The sequence below is a fragment of the Streptomyces sp. HB132 genome, from assembly GCF_016909575.1.
In the GTDB taxonomy this organism is placed as follows: Bacteria; Actinomycetota; Actinomycetes; order Streptomycetales; family Streptomycetaceae; genus Streptomyces.
Genome location: NZ_JAFBGA010000006.1, coordinates 75898 through 97671, shown reverse-complemented (window position 1 = coordinate 97671; position 21774 = coordinate 75898). Strand labels below are relative to the sequence as shown.

Sequence of the window (21774 nt, the reverse complement as noted above, 5' to 3'; positions counted from 1 at the left end):
GTTTTCGGCCATGGAATCGATTCCAATCATCCGTGTAATCGATTCCACGGCTCGTTCCGCTGGTCTCGAGGCTCACGGAAACCACAAGGAGGTGGTCCGGAAATGGCGAGCATCAAGGATGTCGCGGCCCAGGCAGGAGTCTCTGCCGCCACGGTCTCCCGTGTCCTCAACAGCCATCCCTCCGTCAGCCCGGACGCGCGCAGCCGCGTCCTCGCCGCCGTCGACGCCCTCGGCTACCGGCCCAACGCCGTGGCCCGCTCGCTGCGCACCGACCAGACCCGCACGCTCGGCCTCGTCATCAGCGACGTGCTCAACCCGTACTTCACCGCGCTGGCCCGCTCCGTCGAGGAGGAGGCCCGCGCACTCGGCTACAGCGTGATCATCGGTAACGCCGACGAGCGGCTCGAACAGCAGGACCACCACGTCCGCACGCTCCTGGACCGCCGGATCGACGGACTCCTGGTCTCGCCCGCCGACGGGGAGTCCCCGCTGCTGCTGGACGTCGCACGCACCGGCACCCCGATGGTCTTCGTCGACCGGTGGATCCCCGGGGTGGACATCCCCGTCGTACGTGCGGACGGCCACAGGGCGATCCAGGACCTGGTCGCCCATCTGTACGCGCTCGGCCACCGCAGGCTCGCCATCATCGCGGGCCCGGCGGCCACCACCACGGGCGACGAACGTGTCGAGGCCTTCCGGGAAGCGATGCGCGCCCACGGGCTCGCCCTGCCCGACGCCTACATCGGGCAGGGCGACTTCCAGGCCGACAGCGGCAGGCGCGTCACCGAGCACTTCCTGTCGCTCCCCGAGCGGCCCGAGATCGTGTTCGCCGCCGACAACCTCATGGCGCTCGGCGCCCTGGACGCCATCCGCGCGCGCGGCCTGCGCGTCCCCGAGGACATCGGCATCGCGGCCTTCGACGACATCCCGTGGTTCGTCCACACCGGTCCGCCGATCACCGCGATCGCCCAGCCGACGGGCGACCTCGGCCGTGCCGCCGTGCGCGCCCTCATCGACATCGTCGAGGGCCGCCCCCCGCAGTCCGTCACCCTGCCCGCCAGCCTCGTCGTACGCAGCTCCTGCGGCGAGCGCACCACCAGTTCCGGGAGCAACGAGTGAGTGAATCGGTCGAGTTGCTGCGCATCGAAGGCGTACGCAAGACCTTCCCCGGCGTCGTCGCCCTGGACAGTGTCGACTTCGACCTGCGCAGCGGTGAAGTGCACGTCCTGCTCGGTGAGAACGGCGCCGGCAAGAGCACCCTCATCAAGATGCTCTCCGGTGCCTACCGTCCGGACGCCGGCCGGATCTTCGCCGGCGGCCGCGAAGTGCGCATCCACGGTGCGCAGGACGCGGAGAAGCTCGGGATCGCCACCATCTACCAGGAGTTCAACCTGGTACCCGATCTGACGGTCGCCGAGAACATCTTCCTCGGCCGGCAGCCGCGCCGCTTCGGCATGATCGACCGACGGCGCATGGAGGCCGACGCCGAGGTGCTCCTGCGCCGCGTGGGCCTGTACATCTCGCCGAGGGCCAGGGTCCGTGAACTGGGGATCGCCCGACTGCAGATGGTCGAGATCGCGAAGGCGCTCAGCCTGGACGCGCGCGTCCTGATCATGGACGAGCCGACCGCGGTCCTCACCTCCGAGGAGGTCGACAAGCTCTTCGGCATCGTGAGGCAGCTCCGCGCGGACGGTGTCGGCGTCGTCTTCATCACCCACCACCTCGACGAGATCGCCGCCCTCGGTGACCGCGTCACCGTCCTGCGCGACGGCCGCAGCATCGACCAGGTGCCCGCCTCGACACCCGAGACGGAACTCGTCCAGCTCATGGTGGGACGCAGCATCGACCAGCAGTATCCGCGTGAACGCCCGGAAACGGGGGCGCCGTTGCTGTCCGTCCGCGGACTCACCCGCGACGGGGTGTTCCACGACGTCAGCTTCGACGTGAAGGCCGGCGAGGTCGTCGGCCTCGCCGGACTCGTCGGAGCGGGCCGCACCGAGGTCGCCCGCGCCGTCTTCGGCGCCGACCCCTACGACACCGGCACCGTCGACGTACAGGGCGAGCGGCTGGGCAAGCACGACGTGACCGCCGCCATGGGGGCCGGGATCGGGCTCGTCCCCGAGGACCGCAAGGGCCAGGGGCTCGTGCTCGACGCCTCCGTGCAGGAGAACCTCGGCCTCGTCACGCTCCGTTCGGCCACCCGCTCCGGACTCGTCGACGTGAAGGGGCAGCGCACCGCCGCCGCCCGCATCGCCGAACAGCTGGGCGTACGGATGGCCGGCCTCGGCCAGCACGTCCGCACCCTGTCCGGCGGAAACCAGCAGAAGGTCGTCATCGGGAAGTGGCTCCTGGCCGACACCCGGGTGCTGATCCTCGACGAACCGACGCGCGGCATCGACGTCGGGGCCAAGGTCGAGATCTACCAGCTCATCAACGAGCTCACGGCCTCCGGACACGCCGTCCTGATGATCTCCAGCGACCTGCCCGAGGTCCTCGGCATGAGCGACCGGGTGCTGGTCATGGCCCAGGGCCGCATCGCCGGAGAACTCCCCGCACACGAAGCCACCCAGGACGCGGTGATGGCACTCGCCGTCAGCGCCGCACCCGTCACCACACCCACCGAGAAGGCAGAGGAGGGCCCCCGTGGCCACTGACACGCATCCGAGCAAGGCGCACGCGGGCGGCGCCGGACACACCCTCCGCCGCCTCCTGCTCGACAACGGCGCACTGAGCGCACTGGTCGTCCTCCTGGTGGCGATGTCGCTGCTCTCCGGCGACTTCCTCACCACCCAGAACCTCCTGAACGTCGGCGTCCAGGCCGCGGTGACCGCGATCCTCGCGTTCGGCGTCACCTTCGTGATCGTCTCGGCGGGCATCGACCTCTCCGTCGGATCGGTCGCCGCGCTCTCCGCCACCGTCCTCGCCTGGTCGGCGACGTCCGCGGGAGTCCCCGTCTGGCTGGCGGTCATCATCGCCGTCGGCACCGGCATCGCCTGCGGCCTCGTCAGCGGAGCCCTCGTCGCCTACGGCAAGCTGCCCTCGTTCATCGCGACGCTGGCCATGCTCTCGGTGGCCCGGGGCCTCTCCCTGGTCATCTCCCAGGGAAGGCCGATCCCCTTCCCCGACTCCGTCTCCGTACTCGGTGACACCCTCGGCGGCTGGCTGCCCGTCCCGGTCCTCGTGATGATCGCCATGGGCCTGATAGCCGCACTCATCCTGGCCCGCACCTACATCGGCCGCTCCATGTACGCCATCGGCGGCAACGAGGAAGCGGCCCGGCTCTCCGGACTGCGCGTCAAGAAGCAGAAGCTGGCCATCTACGCCCTGTCCGGCCTCTTCGCCGCCGTAGCGGGCATCGTCCTCGCCTCCCGTCTGGTCTCCGCGCAGCCGCAGGCAGCCCAGGGATACGAGCTCGACGCGATCGCCGCCGTCGTCATCGGCGGCGCCAGCCTCGCGGGCGGCGTCGGCAAGGCGTCCGGCACCCTCATCGGCGCCCTGATCCTCGCCGTGCTGCGCAACGGCCTCAACCTCCTCTCCGTCTCCGCCTTCTGGCAGCAGGTCGTCATCGGCGTCGTCATCGCCCTCGCCGTCCTGCTCGACACGCTGCGCCGCAAGGCCGGATCCGGAACCGCCTCCGCCGGAGGCTCGTCCGCCGCGCCCGGAGGGCCCGGAAAGGGCCGCAAGGGAGCGATGCGGGCCGGTGTCGCGGTGGTCTGCCTGGCCGCCGTCATCGCCGCCGTGACCTTCTTCAAGTCCGGTTCCTCCGGCACCACCACCAAGGTGGGCATGTCGCTCTCCACCCTGAACAACCCCTTCTTCGTGCAGATGAAGGAGGGCGCCCAGGCCGAGGCAAAGGCGGCCGGAGTCGATCTGACCGTCACCGACGCACAGAACGACGCCTCGCAGCAGGCCAACCAGCTGGAGAACTTCACCAGTTCCGGAGTGGACTCCGTCATCGTCAACCCGGTGGACTCCGACGCGGTCGGACCCGGCGTCCGAGGCGCCAACAAGGCCGGCATCCCCGTGGTCGCCGCCGACCGCGGCGTCAACAAGGCCGAGACCGCCACCCTCGTCGCCTCCGACAACGTGGCCGGCGGCAAGCTCGCCGCGAAGTCGCTGGCCGACCGGCTCGGTGGCAAGGGCAGCATCATCGTCCTCCAGGGCACCGCCGGAACCTCCGCCAGCCGTGAACGCGGTGCGGGCTTCGCCGAAGGCATCAAGGCGTACCCGGACATCAAGATCGTGGCGACCCAGCCGGCCGACTTCGACCGCACCAAGGGCCTGGACGTCATGACCAACCTGCTCCAGTCCCACCCCGGCATCACCGGAGTCTTCGCCGAGAACGACGAGATGGCGCTCGGCGCGGTCAAGGCACTGGGCAGCAAGGCCGGGAAGTCCGTCTCGGTCGTCGGATTCGACGGAACACCGGACGGTCTGACGGCGGTCGAGGCGGGCAGTCTGTACGCGTCCGTGGCCCAGCAGCCCAAGGAACTCGGAAAGATCGCCGTACAGAACGCGGTCCGGGCGGCCGACGGCAAGAAGGTCGGCAGCATGGTGAAGGTGCCGGTCAAGGTCGTCACCCGGCAGAACGTCGCCGACTTCTCCTGATCACGGAAGGCACTACCCAGATGTACGGGAACGATGACTCCGCCCCCTCCGGGCCCTCCCGGTACGACCTGCTGGTCGTCGGCTCGGCCAACGCCGACCTGGTCGTCGGCGTCGACCGCCGCCCAGGGGCGGGGGAGACGGTGCTCGGCACCGACCTCGTCGTCCACCCCGGCGGCAAGGGCGCCAACCAGGCCGTCGCCGCCGCCCGCCTCGGCGCCCGGACGGCGCTGCTGGCCCGGGTCGGCGACGACGCCCACGGGCGGCTGCTGCTTGCCTCGCAGGGAGAGGCGGGCGTCGACACCGGAGGAGTCCTCGTCGGCGGGGCGCCCACCGGTGTCGCCCTCATCACCGTCGACCCCTCGGGGGACAACAGCATCGTCGTCTCCCCGGGGGCCAACGCACGGCTGACGCCCGCGGACATCCGGGCCGCGGGGCCGCTGTTCGCGTCGGCCCGCGTCGTCTCCGTCCAGCTGGAGATCCCGCTGGAGACCGTCACCGAGACGGCCCGCGCCCTGGGCCCGGACGTGCGTCTGGTCCTCAACCCCTCGCCGCCCGCGCCCCTCCCCGACGAGGTGCTGGCCGCCTGCGACCCGCTGGTGGTCAACGAGCACGAGGCGCGCTACATCCTCGGCGACAACGCCGGCGGCACCCCGGAGTCCTGGGCGCGGGGGCTCACCGCCCTCGGCCCCCGGTCGGTCGTGATCACCCTGGGCGCGGACGGAGCCCTGGTCTCCGACACCCGGGCCGGCGCCCCCGTACGCGTACCGAGCCCCCGGGTCGCGGCCGTGGACACCACCGGCGCGGGCGACGCGTTCACCGCCGCCCTCGCCTGGCGGCTCGGCCTGGGCGAGGAACTCACCGGGGCCGCCGCCTTCGCCGTACGGGTCGGCGCGGCAGCCGTCACCAAGGAGGGCGCGCAGGCGTCCTTCCCGACCGCGGAAGAGGTCTCTGCGCTGTGAAGAAGACCGGCATCCTGAACCGCCACCTCGCGGGAGCCGTGGCCGAACTCGGCCACGGCGACGGCGTCCTGATCTGCGACGTGGGGATGCCCATCCCACCGGGGCCCCGCGTGATCGACCTGGCCTTCCGGGCGGGCGTCCCGTCGTTCGCCGAGGTCCTGGACGGGCTGCTGGAGGAACTGGTCGTGGAGGGCGCGACGGCGGCCGAGGAGATACGGCAGGCCAACCCCGAGGCCGCCCGCCTGCTGGCCGCCCGTCTCCACGACCTGGCGCACGTGCCGCACGAACAGCTGAAGGCGCTCACCGCGTCCGCCCGCCTGGTGGTACGGACGGGGGAGGCCCGGCCCTACGCCAACGTGCTGCTGAGGTGCGGAGTCTTCTTCTGATCCCTCCGCCGGCCCAGCGCCCGGACAGGCACCGATCAGCCGCGCCGCCGACGCGGCGCGGCAGGGAGCCTACGGCCGCAGCACCTCCCGGAAGGTGTACACACCCGACGGCTCCATCCGCACCAGAGCCATCGGCTTGTCGTCCGGATTTCCGTCCGGGGCGAAGGAGATGGGTCCGCTGAGACCCGCCACGGCGGCCCGTCCGCTGAGCTGGAGCAGCATCTGGAGCGTGGCGCCCGTGTTCACCTGCCCCTTGCCGTCCGGTCCCGCCGCGTTGCGTACCGACACTCCCAGCGTCCAGACCGCGTCATGGCCCATGATCACCTGGCCGTCCTGGAGGACCTGCATCGTGTCGTCGGCCGCTCCGCCGAACTCCGTCCGGTACAGGGAGAGGAAGTCCGGCAGCGGATTGTTGGCCTCGGCGTAGAGGTGCCCGGCGAGCGCGGGGTGCGCCAGCGACGAGTACAGGACGGTCACCCTGCTGTCCGTCCACTCCGTGCGGAACTTCTCCCGCCGCGACTCGCTCTCCAGCGAGCCGTAGTACGCGCCGACCGCGTCGTCGCCCGTGATCACCGTGACCGGGCACCGGCGGTCGGGCGCGGACATGGAGTAGATGAAGTTGCGGATGTCGACACCCCGGCCCGCGAAGAACACCGCGTCGGGCCGCAGGTCGCACACCTTGTCGGCGACGGACGAGAAGGCGTTGGACACGCCGTCCACACCGGAGAGGAACTCCAGTGCGCTCCCGTCGAGTCGCAGACCCCGGTCGGCGGCCGCCCGGGTGAACGAGGCGGACATGGAGGTGTTGTATATGTCGTCCTCGTTGCGGTCGCGGATGACGGCGACCTCGAAGTCCGGATTCTTCTCCTGCTGCTTCTTCAGGTAGGCGGCCGCGCTCCTGGCCTGGTCGCGGTTGGGTGCGGAGGTGCGGAAGAAGCCGGGCCTGGCCGCGTCGGAAAGGCTGTCCGCCGTCACCGTCGCGCCCATCATGGGAATGCCCGCATCGAGCAGGGCGTCGACGGCGTCCTTGGTGCCCCCGCGGCTCTGGCCGAAGCCGGCGACGGCGACGAGGCGGTTCTCGTCCTTCGACATGGCCACGAGATCGTCCGTGAGGGACCGCCACTGCTCGGAACGCAGGCCGAGATTGCCGACGAGCAGCCGTATCTGCGGCAGATCGCCGCGTCCGGCGCCGAGGTCCGGGTCGTTCAGCTCGCGCTGTGCCAGGTACGCGCCCATCAGCTCGCCGCGCAGCCCGTTCTTGGCCTCCTCCTCGCCCTTGACCGTGGTCACCGGCTCGACGTAGGCGAGGGAGACGTACTTCTTGCCGGACTCCTCGACGCGGTCGTTCTCCTCCTTGATCTTGCCCATGACCTCCTTCAGCAGGGGGTCGAAGGCGAACGAGCCGTCACTGACGCCGATGCACTCCTGACGCACCCCCTTCTTGAGGATGCCGGGCGCACACTCGACCTTGTTGTGCTGCCACGCCTGGTACGCCTCCGTGCCACCCCACACCGCCGCAGCCAGCACGACGACTCCGGCCGCGATCCACGGAGCCTTGCGCCGGGGCGGGCGCGGGGGGACGAACGCGTCGTCGTCGTTGAGGGCTACCACCACGGCTTCCTTTCGTAGCGCTGTGCCATACGCAGCAGCACATGGCGGTCGTGCTCGTTGCCGATGGGCCGACGGAGCGTCAGGAACTCCTCGACGATGTCGGGGTACAACTCCGCGTACGGATCACCGAGCGGATCCCCGTACGGCTGTGCGGCACCGTCGGGCCGCGGATGCGGGGTGATCCAACCGGCCGCCAGGAGCCGGGTGATGGCGCGGCGCGCGGGGTCGCCCCCGGCGACGCCGACGAGGCGTTCGTACCGGTCGCGGGCCGCTTCGGGCAGCGCTCCACCCCAGCGGCACGGGGCACGCTGGAGCCAGGCCAGGTCGGCGCACCACTCGTCCGCGCCCGTCTCGTCGAAGCGGTCCCGCAGATAGTCGACGGCCGAGCCGAGATCGTCCAGTGCCAGGTCGTGGTACGCCACGGCCCGCCGGTCGCCCCTGGCCACGGCTGCCGCACGCAGCGCCCCGTGCGCGCCCTTCCACGAGCCCGGCCCGCCGTTCTCCGGCGCGCCGTCCAGCCGACGCAGCAGCAGGAAGCGGGTGAGCCGGTGGAGGGCGGGGAGACCCTCGTCGGGTTCGGGCACGGTCCGCAGGTCGTCCGCGCAGTACCCGACGAACTCCCGCAGCACCGGCTCCTGCCCCTCCCACAGCGATTCGCAGGTCTCCGCCCGGCCGAGGGTGACCCCTGCGGCGGCCCGCGGCATCAGCCGTGACAACTGCGCGGAGCAGTCGCGCTGCAGCAGTTCGAGCAGGCCGGGCCCGGCGGACAGCGCGGGCACGGGCTGCACGCTGCCGTCCGTCGGGGCCAGGCTCCGGTGGACCCGCGCGTCCCACGGCAGGTCGGCGGGCATGCGGCGCAGCCCGTCCAGCACGGCGGCGGTGCCCGCCGGGTGGCCCCGGGTGATCTCGTACACGATCCAGCCGAGCCACTGGACCGCGTTGTCGGTGCGCGGCAGCACGGAACCGGCCGGCAGCGTGTCGAGCGCCGCTGCCGCCTGCGCCTCGACCTCGCGACGGCTGAGATCGCGCAACTGGCCCGCCGCGAGGAGCGGTCCGGCCGACAGCGGCCGGAAACGGGCGGGCTGCGGCCAGCTCTCGCGATAGTCCGGACGGTGCCCGCTGCCGGTCTCCGCACGCACGAGCATCTCGGGGCGCCTGCGCGCGGTGGCCACGACGAGAAGCGGATCGGGGCGGCCGGAGCGCTCGCGCGATTCGAGCAGGAGCGTGAGGAAGGCCTCCCCTACGGAGGAGTCCGCGTTGTCCAGGAGGGCGAGGCAGTGCGTGGTTCGCAGCCGGTCGGCCCGCCCGGAGGCGTAGGCGCCGCGCAGGTCGGCCAGGAAGGAGTCGAGCAGCACCCGCTCCGCCTCCGCCCGCTGGGCGGGATAACCGTGGTAGAGCCGGTTGACGCCGACCAGGAAGTCGGCCGTCGCCCCGCGCCCCGGCCCGGCGGCGGACGTCTCGGCCAGTCGGCGGCGCAGCCGCAGCCCGAGCCGCATGCGGATACCGCCCTGGACGAGTGGGACCACGACGGAACTCCAGCCGGGCAGACCGAGGCCGGCGAGCTGGGCGACGCCGTCGACGATGCCCTGCAACTCCTGGTAGGAGTGCTCCCGCGCACGTCCCGCCCGCAGCGCCTCGGCCATGTCACGGACGGCCTGCTCCCGGCTGCGCGCGTCCACGGCGGTGCCGACGGCGGCGAGCAGCGAGCCCAGTGCGGGAAACCCCAGGCGGGGGATGCCGTCGTGATGGGCGCTCAGCTGAAAGGCCATGTCGATCAGTACGTCGATCGGCGTCCCGCCGTGCTCACCGACCGGCTCCGCGTCGATGCTCGCCAGCGGCACGCGCTGCGCCCACTGGTGCAGATGCCCGGTGAACGCGGTTTTCCCGCTGCCCCGCGGCCCCAGCAGCATCAGAACCGGAAGCGGACGTAACGGCCCCTGCTGTCTGTTCAAGGTCTCGGCCACACGCCGGCGTACGGCGATGTCCCGCTCGGACCGGCCTGCTCTGTCGTCGACCATTCAGCTCCCCCCGCGGACTGAACGACGCTTTCTTCTCGGTGTTCCAACTCAGGTGTCACGCAAGGCTATTCGCATAAGTGTCCCGCTGGTGCCATGCCCGCGCCAGGCGCTCCTTACGCGCCTCCCGTGCGCCCTTCACGCGCCCTGGCGGGCCGGTGCGGCCGGCGCCGAAGCAGACATGAGGTGTGGCCTGGGCGGATCGTGCGCGTCGGACGGTCAGGGTTCCGGTACGGCTCGCACAGCGTCCCCCTTCGATCGGATCACCGAAAGCCTAGGGGGCGGCACTGACAGCCGAGGCGCGAGACGGGCCCAGGTCCGCGGACCGTGCCCCCGACCCCCGCCGTCTGCTCTATGATCGTCGGTGTGACTGCCGGGTCGGCCTTGGGCCACATCAGAGAGAGGCGCCCGGCTGACGCGTGAGCGCGTGGCGGGCACGAGCCCCGCCGCCCTGTCGTGCCACCCCGCCCGGCGCCCTGTTGCGGCGCCCCCTCCCAGCGGAAACCACGACACGGAGACGTATCAGTACATGTCACACACACAGCAGCACCCGGACGATGCCCAGCAGGGCGTCGACGTCGTCCGACTCGACCACCACGCCGTGTACGCCAAGGACCGCAGTCTGTCGGCCGAGTTCATCGCCGCGGTCCTGGGACTGGAGGTCGGCCCCCCGTTCGGGCCGTTCCTGCCCGTCGATCTGGGGAACGGCGTGACGCTCGACTACTACGAACTGCGGGACGCGCCGGTGCAGTCGCAGCACTACGCGTTCCTGGTCCCCGACACGCAGTTCGACACCATGATCGCCCGGTTGCGGGCGCTCGACGTCACCTACTACGCCGATCCCCGCCACACCGAACCCGGGCGTATCAACCGTCTCTTCGGCGGCCGGGGCGCCTACTTCCTGGACCCGGACGGCCACAACATGGAGATCATGACCCGGCCCTACGCCAGACCCAGGTAGCCGCCCCGGTGTCAGGCCTCCGTGAGGCCGTCCACCAGCTGGGCCAGGGCCGAGGCCAGCGCCTCCAGCCCCGGCCCGGCGGGCCCTCCCGGCTCGGTCATGTAGAGGTCGCGACGGATCTCGATCATCAGCGCGCCGACCCGCGGATCCGTCCCGTAGTGCTTGAGCGGCACGTACGTGCCGGGGAAGGGACTGTTCAGCGCCGTGCCGCCGAACCTTGCGAACGCGGCCTCCGCCAGGGTCAGTAGTCCGGGTGGGGTGTGGAAGCCGTCGGTGCCCAGACAGATCGGAGGGCGCGGGCCGGTGCCGTGGAGCTCGTACGGCAGGGCGGTGGTCGGGTAGGAGTGGACGTCGATGACGACGGCGCGCCCCGTGGCGGCCAGCCGTTCGTCGACGGCCGCGGTCATCGCCCGGGCGTACGGGTGGAAATAGCGGTCGAGCAGCGGCTCCGGATCCGCACCGGGCGGGCGGAGCGGTTCCCGGCGGGTGGTGCGGGTGTAGACCGCGCCCATCCCCGCGGCCAGCATCTCCTCCCGGTCGTCGGGGAACCGCTCGGGGTCCACCACCAGCCGGGACAGCCCGTTGACGAAGCGCCAGGGGGAGACCGCGCAGGCCTCGGAGGCCAGGGCGGCCAGGCGCGCAGTGTGGGAGTCCGTGATGTGGTCGAGTTCGCTCTCCAGCGCCTCGTCGTCCAGCAGGATGCCGCCGCGTACCTGCTCAGGGACGGTCCTGGAGGAGTGCGGGACGTGCAGCAGCACCGGTGATCCGGCACCGCCGGGGACGAGCGTGAACGGTGCGGGCTCGGGGATCAACGATCGGTCCTCGTCGGTCGGGAACGGCGGGCGGGAGTGTGCGGAGACGGGCGGCCGCGGCCGGTCCGGGGCACGCGGCGGACGCGGGCCCCGGACCGGGCTCCGGGGCCGGTGCTTCTCGGCCCCGGAGCACGGATCAGCCCGCCCAGACCTCGGCGTCGTCGGCGGGAACGGTGGACGCGAGCTTGAGCTCCTTGCGGGCGGCGACCGTCTTGCTCGGGTCGATGCCGGTGAAGGCCAGATCGTAGGCGATGTAGAAGGCGTCCACATCGGCTGCCGAGGCGGCGTCCTTCCACGCGTCGGCGGTGCCCTCCAGCTGTGTGCGGAGCTTGACCGCCGCCGGCTGGTCGAGCTTGTCGAGGGCCGTCAGATGGGTGCCCAGCGCCGTGGACACGGCCTTGGCCTGCTTCTTGTAGCCGGCCAGGTCGTCCTCGATCTGTTCGGCTTCGGGCTGGCTGCCCCAGAACGCCTCGTAGACACCGTTGGAGCCCTTGAGGTAGGCGAGCTGGTCGGCGTTCAGGGAGTCGTTCTTCAGCGAGCCGGAGAACGTGCCCGACTCCTTGGCGTACGTACAGCTCACGGCCCGGTCGCCGGTCTTCCAGCTCTGGCTGGTCGGGTAGTAGTAGAAGAGGTCGACGCCCGCGGGCACCGCCCAGGTGTCGGAGACGAACTTCTGCGACTCCGCGGGGCACCGCTCGTCGGCTATCTTCGTCGCCCCGTCGTCACCGGGGTACTCCGACTCCCCTTCGATGTCGAACTCTCCGACGACCTGGCCCTTGTGGGCCTCCTGGCACGGCACGACCTCGACGGCGAACTCCTCGCCCTCGGTCGCCCCGCTGTTGGGGTTGTAGCAGTCCCCCGGGGAGAGGGAGAAGACCGACCGCTGACGCACGGCCTCCTTGGCGCCGGCCTTGGCGCTGTCGATGACGTCGGCGCAGCCCACCGCGCCGATCGCGAGGAGGGCGACGGCAGCGGACATGCCGCGCGCTGAACGGGACGTGACACCGGAAAACATGATGTGGGCATCCTCAAAAGGAAGAGCTGTGAACAGGTGTGCGCATCGTATGGCATAAGTGTGACAACGCTGTGCGCAGGTGATTCCAGGAGAGCCGGGCCCTTCCGGAGGCCGGCGACCCAGAGGTGTGTGAGATCAAGTGTATTGCTTGTGAACTCAGTCAATGACTGGCATGCTGAGAGGTGCGGCGCCGGGGGGCGGCGAGTTCCGGCTGATCTCCTTGCCTGATCCGCTTCACACGTGAGCCGGACCGCGTCGGTGGGGGCGACCGGGGGAGTGAGACCCAAGGTCCGAAGTTCAACTCACGGTGACCGCGCGATCTCTGATAGGTATTCACCGGGGCGCGTACGTATACCCGGAGCGGCGTTCCGCCGGACTCCGCCGGGGAGGGGACAGCAGATGAACACCGTGGCTCGCAGCCAGGTCATCGCGGATGAGCAGAAGGCCGTCGACCGGGCCTACGACTGCTACACCGCGCGCCTCGCCGAGATGACCGGGAAGTCGGCCGCCGACGCGGCGGCCAGCGGCAAGGACGGCATCGCCAACCGGCTGGACACCGAGAAGAAGGCCGAGGCGTACGGAGGACTGGCCGACGAGTCCCTGGTGATCGCCCGTGTGGACGCCCCGGAGGACCCGGGTGACGCGCCCCGCCCCTGGTACGTGGGGCGGCGTGCGGTCTCCGACGTCCGGACCCGCGACACCGTCGTCGTGCTGTGGACCAGCCCGCTCGCCACCAAGTGGTTCGAGGCGCAGCCGCACGCACCGGGCGATGTAGCCCTGCGGCGCCAACTGCGCTGCGTACAGCACGTCGTCGAGGACTACTTCGACGAGATCGCCTCCGTCGCAGCCGTTCCCCCTCCCGCCGTCCCGGTGCTCGAAGCTGTCCCGGAACCGAGGCCCGCCGGGGACGACACGATCACGGCGGAGCCCACCACGGCCGGCACCGGTGCGAAGACGGTGCCCGGCGACGAGGAGGAGTCCCGGCCGGAGCCCGTACTGCCCGGGAAGGACCGACCGCCGTACACGCCGGCCGACCTGGCCCGTCTCCGTCAGCGCAAGCCCCTCCAACCCGACGACTTCCTCCTGCGTGAACTCCAGCGCTCCCGCAGCGGACGCATGCGGGACATCGTCGAGACGATCCGCCGTGACCAGATGGACCTGGTCACGGGCTCTCCCGCCGACATACTCGTCGTCCAGGGCGGCCCGGGCACGGGCAAGTCCGCCGTCGGTCTCCACCGAGTGACCTGGCTCGTCAACAACGACCACTTCAAGGCCCAGGACATCCTCGTCATCGGACCGCACCAGCGGTTCCTCGACTACGTAGGCCAGGTACTGCCCACCCTCGGAACCCGGGACGTCAACGCCGTCCAACTGTCCCGGCTCTGGGACGGCGACGTACTCGGCACCGACACGCCCCCGGCGCGCCTCGTGAAGTCCGACGAGCGGATGGCGGCGGTCCTGCGGAACCGTGTCGAGCACGAGTGCCGCCCCGAGGCGCTCGACGGGCTGCTCACCACACCTTCCTTCGCCGGCGACGAGCCGGCGTTCACCGTCGCCGCGGGCAGCACGACCCTGCGCGTGCCCCGCACGGAACTCCACGCCCTCATCGAGGAGGTGCGCGGGGGCGACGGGGCGTACCGCGAGCGCCGCGACCGCTTCCGGAGCCTCCTCGTCGACCGTCTGCTGCGGGAGCTCTCCGCCCTGGCCCCCCGACGCGGCGCTGACGGCACGATCCGCCGCAGCCTGGAACGCAACCGCCAGGTGGAGAGACTCCTCGACCGCGCCTGGCCCTCGCCGGGCGCGCGGGAGAGCCTGCGCAGCCTCTACGACTCCCCCGAACTCCTGCGCGCCTGCGCGGACGGCGTGCTCGACGAGGACGAACAGAGCGCCGTCCTGCGCCCCCGGGCGGACAAGGCCGAGGACGACCCCTGGACCCTGGACGACCGTGTCTGCCTGGAGGAGCTCCGCCACCTCATCACCGGGGAGACGCCGCGGCGCTACGGCCACATCGTGGCCGACGAGGCCCAGGACCTGACGCCCATGCAGGCCCGGGCCCTGCGCCGCCGTGTCGCCCGAGGCGGCTCGATGACCGTCCTCGGTGACCTCGCCCAGGCCACCGGCCCCTACCCGTACACCGGGTGGGACCGGCTGGGCGCCCTCCTGTCGGACCACGGGGACTGGCGCGTCGCGGAGTTGACGACGAGTTACCGTGTCCCCGCCGAGGTGATGGAGTTCGTCGCCCCCCTGGCACACGCGGTGGCACCCTCCCTGCCCTATCCGCAGGCCGTGCGCGAGGCCGGCCCCGATGCCGTACGCACCGTCGCGACCGAGCCGTGGAAGCTGCTCCGCGACACCGTCGCCCATGCCGTCCGCCTCGTCGGAAGCAGCGACGGGCGCACGCTGCGGTCCGTCGCCGTCATCGTTCCCGACGACTCCGGATGGCTCGACGAGATCGCCCGCCACCTGGACGAGGCCGACGGCATCACGGAGCAGGAGCGTGAAGCCGTGTCCGTCCTGGCGGCCGGTCAGGCCAAGGGCATGGAGTACGACCACGTCCTCGTCGTCGAACCCGCCACCATCGCCGACCGCGGCCCGTCCGGACTGCGCCAGCTCTACATCGCGCTGACCCGGAGCACCCAGAGTCTGACCGTCCTGCACACAGCGCCGCTGCCCGGCGTCCTGGCGCCCTCCGCCACTCCGCGACAGCCGCTCCAGGAGACCGGAGCGGCCGACGCGCCGGTGGCCGAGGGCGACGTCCCGGAGATCGGCACCGACATCAGGGTCCGGGTCGTCGGCCACACCAGCGGCGGCAACTACCGGGTCGAGGCCATCTCGCCCCTGACGGACCGCCCGCTCCTCATGGCCGTACGCCATGGATCGACACCCCCGGCCGCAGGGACGGAGCTGAACGCCTGGGTTCTGCGCCACGCCTCCAGCGTCAGTTTCGTGACGGTGGACGAACGCGGACGCAGGCCGATCTCGCCCACCATGGCCAGGAGATACGCGGACGCCCTCGGCATCCTCGGGGAACTGGCCGCGGGGAACGTCCCGGACGACACCCGGGCCCGGCTCTCCGAGCTCAAGGGCATGGCCAACCGGTGCCTGCGCCTGGACCAGCAGGACTGGCTGGACGTCTGGCGCGTACTCGGGTCACCGGACCGCACCCGCCTGGGCGTCCTGCGGGACCTGGCGGTTGACACCGGTCGTACGGCTGCCTCCGGCGCACACGATCCGGCCCACTTCCGGGACGCGCTGGAGCGCAGCGGATGGAAGGCCGACCTGGCCGTGGCGCGACGCACAGTCGAGCGCCGCATCCATGCCGCGACCGCGACCGCGACCGTTGCCGCTACCGCCCCGGACGAGGGCCAGGCCCCCGCCGCTGTCGAGTCCTCGCCGTCCCCGGTCCAGCCCACGCCGCCCGCACCGCTCGGCGAGCAGCCCGAGCAGCCCGAGCCGAAAGAAGCCGAACCCATGACCACCCTCGAAGCAGCAGTGCCCGGCGCCCCGGAGGGAACGGACGCGAGCGCGAAGCTCCTCCACCTCCTGAAGACGTCTGCCGCCGCTGACCGCACCTGCAAGACGCACGAGGCCGTACGGTTCGAACTGATGGCTGCTCTCCTGCGCGCGGACCGGCAACTGTCCCTGCCCTCCCAGGTCGTCGACGTCGAGTGCGCCACGGACCAGGGACACCTGCTCTACGAGGTGCTGGGCGCGGGCCTCGTCACGTACGCCGACCTCCGCTCGGGAGCGGCCCGCCTCCACGAGATCAACCACACTCTGCCGAAGCCCGCGGACCGCCTCCACCTCGTCCTCGCGGCACCTCCGGCGGAGGACTGGTCGGCCGCGCTCGTCCACGACGTCTTCGGCGTCCACGTCCTGTGGCGCACCGAGCACGGCTGGGACGGCCGGGACGCCGAAGCGGCCCTGGGGCACAGTGCGGCCTCGAACTCCTCCTCCGCTCCGGAGCGCACTTGAGAACAGTGCAGACCGCGGCACTCCTCGCCGCGGCCGGGGGAGCCGCCCTGATGGCCGGGCTGTTCTGCGCCTTCGCGTACGCAGTCATGCCCGGCCTGTCCCGGACAGGCGACCAGGCCTTCGTCCGGAGCATGCAGCACATCAACCGGGCCGTCATCAACGGCTGGTTCCTGATCCCCTTCCTGCTGCCTCTGCCTTCGCTGGTCCTGGCGACGGTCCTCGCCGCACAGGGGCACAGCCCGGGAGCCTTGCCGTGGATCGTCGCGGCCCTGGCGCTGTACGGGGCGGCGTTCCTCGTGACCGGGACACAGAACGTCCCCCTCAACGACGCGCTCGACAGAGTGCCGCCGGACGCGGCCCCTGACAGGCTCCTGGACGCGCGGGCCGCGTTCGAGAGCCGCTGGAACAGATGGAACACCGTCCGTGCCGTCTCCACACCGCGTCCCTCGGCGCACTGCTCTGGGCGGTCACCCTCCATGCCACGGCCGTGGGGGAGTCGGGCTCCTGAGGTCTGTCCCTCCTTGGCGGGTGTGCCGCCCCGTGGCGGGAGGGCCCACCAGCCGCGCCCGGCGGATCAGGCCGCGATGACGACGGCCGGCTTGGCCAGGACCGGTGCGTTCGACGGTGCCGTGGCCGGAGCGCTCGACGGTGCGGTGTACGTCGCGTTCGACGGTGCCGCGGACGGGGCGAAGACCACCGTCCTCAGCAACACGAAACGCCCGGCCCCCGCCATCGCCGACGCGGACAGATACACGGTCTGCTCGACCAGCACGGAGTGGGCGGGCTGTACGGCGTGCAGCACGAGAAGAGCGGCGGTGGTGAACGCGTAGCTCACCGCCACCGTCAGCCCGGACTGCAGGTGGACCCGCCACCCCCTGCGTTCGCTCCGGAAGGAGATCCTGCTGTGCAGCTCCGTCGCGATCACCGTGGAGACCACGGTGATCACGGCGTTGGCGAGGACCAGCGGCACCCGCTCGCCGAGCAGAACCAGCGCACCACTCGCTGCCAGTCCGACTCCGCCACCGCAGACGACGAAGCGCACGAAGGCTTCGAGGAGCGGACGGGCGGTGCGCTCGGGCGGCGGATGCGCGTGGGCGGTCACGGGAGGGCCTCCGGCAGGATCTGGAAACGGTGCTCCTATTCCATCCCGGAACCCGGGGACGCACGTCCCCCCAGCGATGCACTCGGGCCCCTACTCAAGTCGGGGGTATCCCTCATGCGGCAGTGGGGGACACCCGGCCCCCCGGCGCCCCGACCCTGCGTGACTCCTCGCGTTCCTCCCTCGTTGACCAACGCCGCGCGCTCCCTCCCGCGGCCCCGGTGAGGACTGGAGCTCCCATGTACGGAACCCGGCAGATGCCGCTGGTGCGGCACGCCCTGATCCCTGAACTGCCGGGCCGTCGGACATCCGGTCCGCTGCCATGGCTGACGACAATCGCCCTGGTCTTCGTCGCTGTGCAACTGGCCTTCGTCGTACCGGGCTCGGGGCTGGCCTGGGACGAGACCGTCTACGTCAGCCAGGTCGGAGGCAACGCCCCTCCCGCCTTCTTCAGCGCCCCCCGAGCCCGCGGGATCTCCTACCTGGTAGCTCCTGTCGCGTCGCTCACCGCATCCACCACCGCACTGCGGATCCACCTCGCCCTGATGTCCGCCGCCGCCCTGGTCGTCGCCCTCTGGATCTGGCGGAAGGTGCTGCCCACACCCGTCCTCGTCGGCGCGGGCGCGCTGTTCACCGGCTTGTGGCCGACCCTCTACTACGGGCCGGCGGCGATGCCGAACCTGTGGTGTGCCCTGGGTGCCCTGACCGCGACGGGCTGGGTGGTGAGAACCCTGTGCGGTGCCGCCGGGCGAGCGGGGGCGGCCGGGGCGGGGGCGGCCGTGGCACTGGTCGCCCTGATGCGGCCCGCCGACGGATTCTGGCTCGCGTTGCCACTGGCGCTCGCGGCCGTCCTGGTACCCGGCCGACGCCTGCCGGGTCTGTGCGCCGCGCTCGTCGGCGGACTCGTGGCGGGCTGCGTGCCCTGGACCGCCGAGGCGTACGCCCACTACGGCGGCCTCGTCGCCCGACTGCACCGGGCCGGCGAGATCCAGGGTGGGCTCGGGTGGAACCTCGCGGTCGACGACCACCTTCGCGCGCTCGCCGGCCGGACCCTCTGCCGCCCCTGCGACATCGGCTGGGAGAGCCCAGCCACCGCGGTGTGGTGGGTGATGCTGCCTCTCCTCGCCGCGGGAGGGATCTCCGCGGCCCGGCGTTCGGGCAGAGGCGCCGTGGCACTGCTGGCTACGGCGACCGGGTTCTCGACGGCTGTTCCCTATCTCTTCCTGGTCGAGTACGCGGCGCCGCGATTCCTGCTCCCCGCCTACGCGCTGCTGGCGGTGCCGGTGGCCGAGTACATCGCGTACCTCTTCGTCCGGGCGCGCCGGACCCGCCGCCCGGCAGGCGTCGCCGCACTGGCACTGGCCCTGGTCGCTCATCTCGGAGTCCAGTTCTCCGTGCTCACCCACGTGGTCCGCACCAGTCACGCCACGAGTGCGGAGTTCGCCGCTGTCGCCGGTGCACTGAACTCGATGGGGGTGCGCGCGCCGTGTGTGGTCAGCGGCGCCGACGCGGTGCCGATCGCCTACTACGCCGGCTGCGCCTCGCGGCAGACCTCAGGGCACGACGCGAGTATCACCCCCGGAGCCCTCCGCGAGCTCGCGCGCCGTGTCCCGGCGGCGGTCCTGGTGACCGGTGGTGACGCGCCGCCACCGATCACCGGGGGCTCCCGCGTGGTGCCGCTGCGGGACTACCGGACCTATCTGCTGCCGGGCGCCGCCACGGGCGGAGCTTCCACCGTCCCGCCCAACTGACCGGAGCTCACGGGTCCGGCCCGGAACACGCGCGTCCGAGGACACCGCGCACAGCCGGACGCGCCGAACGCAGGGCGGCCGTCGAGCGGTCTGGCGTGTCCCCGAGAACGCGGTGGGGAACGCCGGGAAACGGCAGCGCTTGACCTCGGTGATGTGGTGCAAGCACGACGATGGAACCACGGCGCCCGAGCATGCTCCTTTCAGCCCAGGGCGACAGGCAGTGCTCTGGAGCGGGCGTCGCCCTCGGGCACGCCGCCGACTTCACGGGCGGCGCGACGCGCGCGGCGGGCAGGCTGCGCGGCTACCCCAGCACTATGACGTCGTTGGCGGCGTACAGGTGGTCGCGTGGGTCGGGTGCCGACGTCGTTGCCTGCACAGGTGGTGCCGCGACGATCTCAGGGCGCGTCTTCCGACGTGACCGCCGTGTGCGTGTTACGAATGCCGGGGCGGCGCACAGCCACCCCGAATCCCACCCGGGCGCCGCCTGAAACGTCCCTGCAATCCGCTCGGAGCGGGAGCTTTCTATCCTCGCTCGGGAATCGTCGGAGCAGCAGACGGAGGCGGTGCCGTGGCCGGCGCACCAGCACGCGGACGACAGGCCGAGCAGAGCGTGGGGCTGTCCCACCGGATCATCCACGGCTACCGCCGTGCGTACCGGATGGCAGGGGAGGGACCGGCCGTCCTGCTCATCCACGGCATCGGCGACTCCTCCGCGACCTGGTCGGAGGTGATCCCCGAACTGGCCCGCCACCACACCGTGATCGCCCCGGACCTCCTCGGCCACGGGGACTCCGACAAGCCCCGGGCCGACTACTCGGTGGCCGGCTACGCGAACGGTATCCGGGACCTGCTGGGCGTCCTGGGCATCGAACACGCCACCTTGATCGGCCATTCACTCGGCGCCGGTGTGGCCATGCAGTTCGCCTACCAGTATCCCGAACGCACCGACCGGCTCATCCTGGTGAGCGCGGGCGGCGTCGGACGGGAGGTGAACCCCGTCCTGCGAGCGGTGTCGCTCCCGGGCGCCGACCTGATGCTGTCGACGCTGCGCCTGCCCGGAATGCGCGGCCAGGTGGGCCTCTTCACGCGGCTGGTCAAGTTTCTCGACACCGACCTCGGCCAGGACGCCGGTGAACTGCTGGACCTCGTGGACTCCCTTCCCGACACCACGTCCCGGAGCGCGTTCATCAGCACCCTGCGGGCGGTGGTGGACTGGCGTGGTCAGGTGGTCACGATGCTGGACCGCTGCTATCTGGCGCAGGGCATGCCCACCCTTCTCCTGTGGGGTTCACGGGACAGCGTCGTGCCCGTGCATCACGCCTACGGTGCCCACGCGGCCATGCCCGGCAGCCGGCTGGAGATCTTCGACGGCGCCGGACATTTCCCCTTCCACACCGACCCCGCCCGGTTCCGCGCCCTGGTCGAGGACTTCATGCGCACCACGGCCCCGGCCGACTGGAGCCCGGAGCGCTGGCGCGAGCTCCTGCGAGCGGGCCGCCCCGGTAGTACGGACGGCGCACCCGACCCCGCGTTCGACCGGGCGATGGACCGCGACCTGCGGGAGGCGAGCGAACGCAGCGCCACGTGAGGCGCGTACGGGAAACCGCCGTTACTCCTTGCGGGCGACGGCACACCACATGGGCAGGGAGTCGTCCGCGGGGTCGGACGGTCCGGGACGCCAGCGGGTCAGTGTGACCACGCCCGGCTCCAGGATCTCCATGCCCTCGCAGAAGCGCTCGACCTCCTTCCGGCTGCGCGGGGTGGCGGAGGCATGGGTGGCGGCGCGCTCGTTGTAGATCCGCATGGATTCGGCCACCTCGGGCGCGGTGACGTCCGCCGCCGGGTGGGACAGCACGAGGTAGCTGCCCGGAACGAGCCGGTCCAGCAGGCGGCGGGTGATGCCCCACGGGTCCTCGGCGTCCTTGACGTACTGCAGGATCGCCACCAGCATCAGGCCCACCGGCTGGTCGAGGTCGAGGGTGCGGGAGGCCGCGTCGAGGATCGCGTCCACGTCCCGGGCGTCGGCCTGCACATAGTCGGTCTGTCCCTCGCGGCCGCTGACCAGCAGCGCCCGGGCATGGGTGAGCACGATCGGGTCGTTGTCGACGTACACGACACGTGATTCGGGAGCCGCCCGCTGGGCCACCTCGTGGGTGTTCTCCGCCGCGGGGATGCCCGTGCCGACGTCCAGGAACTGGCGGACCCCGGCCGCCGCGAGGTGACGTACGGCCCGGCCGAGGAAGGCGCGGTTCGCCCGGACCGACGGCACGATCGTCGGGTTCGCCCCCGCTGCCAGTTCGGCTGCCTCCTGGTCCACCGGGTAGTGGTCCTTGCCGCCCAGCCAGACGTTGTAGACGCGGGCCGGGTGCGCGCTCGTGGGGTGGGGTGTGGGCAGCGGGTACTCGTTCATCGTTTCGTCACCTCGTGCGGCCGGGAGGCCAGGTCGGACTCGTGTTCGGTCACGGTACTCCCTGAACCGCCGCTCGCCGCCGACCGATTGGGCTGTGGCCTGCCTGGTCAAGTGTCGTCCCGGTGAATCCGCTGACCACCCGTCAGAACTGTGGCGGAACGCCGTCCGCCAG

Annotated in this window: 15 protein-coding genes and 1 pseudogene; 10 read left to right on the top strand and 6 right to left on the bottom strand. The window is 71.5% G+C overall.

The genetic code is table 11. The features are described from left to right. Window positions 1–102 precede the first annotated feature (102 nt). From JOC24_RS15850 to rbsD, 5 genes are read left to right on the top strand one after another with little or no spacing between them, the layout of a single operon-like run. Complete coding sequence (locus JOC24_RS15850) at window positions 103–1119, top strand: LacI family DNA-binding transcriptional regulator (protein WP_205020936.1); 1017 nt, start codon at window positions 103–105, stop codon at window positions 1117–1119. Then, on the top strand, window positions 1116–2654 hold the full coding sequence (locus tag JOC24_RS15845; protein ID WP_205020935.1) for a sugar ABC transporter ATP-binding protein: 1539 nt from the start codon (window positions 1116–1118) through the stop codon (window positions 2652–2654). Before JOC24_RS15850 ends, JOC24_RS15845 begins: the two co-directional genes overlap by 4 nt. Further along, window positions 2644–4608: an ABC transporter permease/substrate-binding protein gene (locus tag JOC24_RS15840; protein WP_205020934.1), complete on the top strand. Its 1965-nt coding sequence runs from the start codon at window positions 2644–2646 to the stop codon at window positions 4606–4608. Before JOC24_RS15845 ends, JOC24_RS15840 begins: the two co-directional genes overlap by 11 nt. A gap of 20 nt (window positions 4609–4628) precedes the next feature. Further along, window positions 4629–5567 (top strand): ribokinase, encoded by a 939-nt coding sequence (locus tag JOC24_RS15835; RefSeq protein ID WP_205020933.1) that lies wholly within the window; start codon window positions 4629–4631, stop codon window positions 5565–5567. Then, the gene (gene rbsD / locus JOC24_RS15830) at window positions 5564–5953 is read left to right on the top strand and encodes a D-ribose pyranase (RefSeq protein WP_205020932.1); all 390 of its coding nucleotides are present in this window, start codon (window positions 5564–5566) and stop codon (window positions 5951–5953) included. Before JOC24_RS15835 ends, rbsD begins: the two co-directional genes overlap by 4 nt. Window positions 5954–6022: 69 nt before the next feature. Here the strand turns inward: rbsD and JOC24_RS33255 are convergent, their stop codons facing one another. Together JOC24_RS33255 and JOC24_RS15820 are read right to left on the bottom strand one after the other, a co-directional pair. Continuing rightward, the gene (locus JOC24_RS33255) at window positions 6023–7567 is read right to left on the bottom strand and encodes an ABC transporter substrate-binding protein (protein WP_205020931.1); all 1545 of its coding nucleotides are present in this window, start codon (window positions 7565–7567) and stop codon (window positions 6023–6025) included. Then, entirely contained in the window at window positions 7558–9582 is a 2025-nt protein-coding gene (locus tag JOC24_RS15820; RefSeq protein WP_205020930.1) for an ATP-binding protein, read from the bottom strand. Before JOC24_RS15820 ends, JOC24_RS33255 begins: the two co-directional genes overlap by 10 nt. A 526-nt stretch (window positions 9583–10108) precedes the next feature. On the opposite strand from JOC24_RS15820, the gene JOC24_RS15815 reads away from it, so the two are divergent. Next, on the top strand, window positions 10109–10540 hold the full coding sequence (locus tag JOC24_RS15815) for a VOC family protein (protein WP_205020929.1): 432 nt from the start codon (window positions 10109–10111) through the stop codon (window positions 10538–10540). 11 nt (window positions 10541–10551) lie between these two features. Here JOC24_RS15815 and JOC24_RS15810 read toward each other — a convergent pair whose 3' ends face one another. Beyond that, window positions 10552–11352 carry an N-formylglutamate amidohydrolase gene (locus tag JOC24_RS15810; RefSeq protein WP_205020928.1) on the bottom strand — a complete coding sequence of 267 codons (801 nt, stop codon included), beginning with the start codon at window positions 11350–11352 and terminating at the stop codon, window positions 10552–10554. 136 nt (window positions 11353–11488) lie between these two features. Then, window positions 11489–12367, bottom strand: a complete 879-nt coding sequence (locus tag JOC24_RS15805) for a septum formation family protein (protein WP_205020927.1) — start codon at window positions 12365–12367, stop codon at window positions 11489–11491. A 399-nt stretch (window positions 12368–12766) separates the two neighbouring features. Between JOC24_RS15805 and JOC24_RS15800 the strand changes: the two genes are divergently transcribed. Both JOC24_RS15800 and JOC24_RS34200 read left to right on the top strand, forming a co-directional pair. Continuing rightward, window positions 12767–16342, top strand: a complete 3576-nt coding sequence (locus tag JOC24_RS15800; RefSeq protein WP_205020926.1) for a HelD family protein — start codon at window positions 12767–12769, stop codon at window positions 16340–16342. Window positions 16343–16392: 50 nt separating this feature from the next. After that, window positions 16393–16713: pseudogene (locus JOC24_RS34200) on the top strand (DUF1772 domain-containing protein); the annotation flags it as partial. A gap of 203 nt (window positions 16714–16916) precedes the next feature. Here the strand turns inward: JOC24_RS34200 and JOC24_RS15795 are convergent. Next, on the bottom strand, window positions 16917–17444 hold the full coding sequence (locus JOC24_RS15795) for a GtrA family protein (protein WP_205020925.1): 528 nt from the start codon (window positions 17442–17444) through the stop codon (window positions 16917–16919). 236 nt (window positions 17445–17680) lie between these two features. Between JOC24_RS15795 and JOC24_RS15790 the strand changes: the two genes are divergently transcribed. Together JOC24_RS15790 and JOC24_RS15785 are read left to right on the top strand one after the other, a co-directional pair. Continuing rightward, a complete protein-coding gene (locus JOC24_RS15790; RefSeq protein ID WP_205020924.1) occupies window positions 17681–19192 on the top strand; it encodes a hypothetical protein in 1512 nt (503 codons plus the stop codon). A 568-nt stretch (window positions 19193–19760) separates the two neighbouring features. Next, window positions 19761–20780 carry an alpha/beta fold hydrolase gene (locus tag JOC24_RS15785; protein ID WP_307792704.1) on the top strand — a complete coding sequence of 340 codons (1020 nt, stop codon included), beginning with the start codon at window positions 19761–19763 and terminating at the stop codon, window positions 20778–20780. A 21-nt stretch (window positions 20781–20801) separates the two neighbouring features. Here the strand turns inward: JOC24_RS15785 and JOC24_RS15780 are convergent, their stop codons facing one another. Next, complete coding sequence (locus JOC24_RS15780) at window positions 20802–21602, bottom strand: SAM-dependent methyltransferase (RefSeq protein WP_205020923.1); 801 nt, start codon at window positions 21600–21602, stop codon at window positions 20802–20804. Window positions 21603–21774: the final 172 nt, after the last annotated feature.